Origin of the sequence: Novosphingobium sp. FKTRR1, assembly GCF_020404405.1 — a bacterium.
Lineage (GTDB): Bacteria > Pseudomonadota > Alphaproteobacteria > Sphingomonadales > Sphingomonadaceae > Novosphingobium.
Map to the genome: position 1 here is coordinate 1 of NZ_JAIZDA010000090.1, position 1,450 is coordinate 1,450.

Sequence of the window (1,450 nt, forward strand, 5' to 3'; positions counted from 1 at the left end):
TGGGCCAGAAGAAGCTCGTTCTTCTCAGCTTCGCTCAGCACATGAAGCGGGGGTGGGGCCATCAGCAGGGTGAATCAAACTCCGAGTCACCGCGCAACCATTTTCTGCCAACCTCCTGAGCAGTTACGCGCTACGAGACAGGTCATTTGTCCGCCACTGAATTGAACAACCAATTCACGCCATCCATGCGGGAATTTGTCAAGTTCGCAGACCTTCTGCGACGCGATACCGCCTTTTCCCAGATGCTGCGTCTGGCGGGCAAGGTTTCGAAGGACTGGCGCGAGTTTCTCGGATTTGCGCGTTGGGCCGGGACAGATGATTTTTCCGATGATGATCGGCAGCCGTTCGTCAATGACAAAGGCAAAACAATCGACAGCCTGGAACAGCGCTTCCGACGTGCGATCTGCAGAGAAGCTGCAGCACGTCTTGCCGATGGTCAATCGTCTTCCGAGTTGATTGACTGGGGATTGGGCATTCTCGACAAATCATTAGTCGAAAATCCCAGCGATCAGTGGCTAAATTACTACCAGAGCAAAGCTCACCTGGCTCGCGGAGAAGATGAACTTGCGATCAAGCGCTTGGCACCGGTCTTACGGCGCCAGTCCCGCGCCGCTTAGACCTGGGCCTTGCTCGGCGAGATACTCGAGAAGTCACGGCCCGACGATGCGTTGATCTGTTTTGTGTACGCCACTCAACTCGCAAGAGAAGAGCAAGAGGTGGCGAAAATTCGCATCCATCTCGCCCATCGACTTGCGTTGGCAAAGCGCTACGCCGAAGCTGCCCGCCAAACATCGCTTGCGCTTAAATACCGCGAACAGTCAGGGTACAAGATCCCCCAGGAACTGCAGCAGTCAGCAAGCAGCGAGTGGTTTTCGCGCATCAATGGCGATGGCAGCATGCAAGATTTGCCCGATGCGAGTTCGGCGGCAACGGCACTTCTTCGCAGTTTGGATCGCAAGAGCCTTACCTATGTCCAAGGGGTCGTTGATCACGTTAACAAGGACAAGGCGCTCAGCTATATTGCCACGGGCGTAAATTCGGGAATTGCGCTGAAACACGCCAGGTTCCCCCAGATTGCCGACCTCGTAGCAGGGACAACTTTGGAAGTGGGGCGCGCAGAACCCGACGGTCCACCGTTGGACTGGCGGTCCTCACAAGCTGTCGAATTGCCGGGCTTGTGCGAAACAATGTCGGGGCGATTGGAGCGTCACGAAGGCAAGTCCTTCGCCTTCATCCGCACTCCCCGGGATGACATTTTCGTACCGCCTGATTTGGCAGTGATTTTCGCTACAGGGCAAAAATACGACGTTTCTTGCCTTGCGGTGTGGACCGGCGTGCAAAAGGGACCCCGTTAGCGGGGTGATCGGCGTCTAAAAGGGACCCCTCATTCCGATGGTGTAGCGGGCTGCCTGGTTTTCCAGGTGGCGAGATCGGGATGTTGGTGGTGGAG

Annotated in this window: 2 protein-coding genes; both read left to right on the plus strand. The window is 56.1% G+C overall.

The window, feature by feature from the left end:
* The first annotated feature begins 146 nt into the window (after positions 1-146).
* The gene (locus LDN95_RS23020; RefSeq protein WP_226019827.1) at positions 147-617 is read left to right on the plus strand and encodes a hypothetical protein; all 471 of its coding nucleotides are present in this window, start codon (positions 147-149) and stop codon (positions 615-617) included.
* A gap of 9 nt (positions 618-626) precedes the next feature.
* Positions 627-1,355, plus strand: coding sequence for a hypothetical protein (locus LDN95_RS23025; protein WP_226019828.1), 729 nt, complete (start codon positions 627-629; stop codon positions 1,353-1,355).
* The last annotated feature ends 95 nt before the right edge of the window (positions 1,356-1,450 follow it).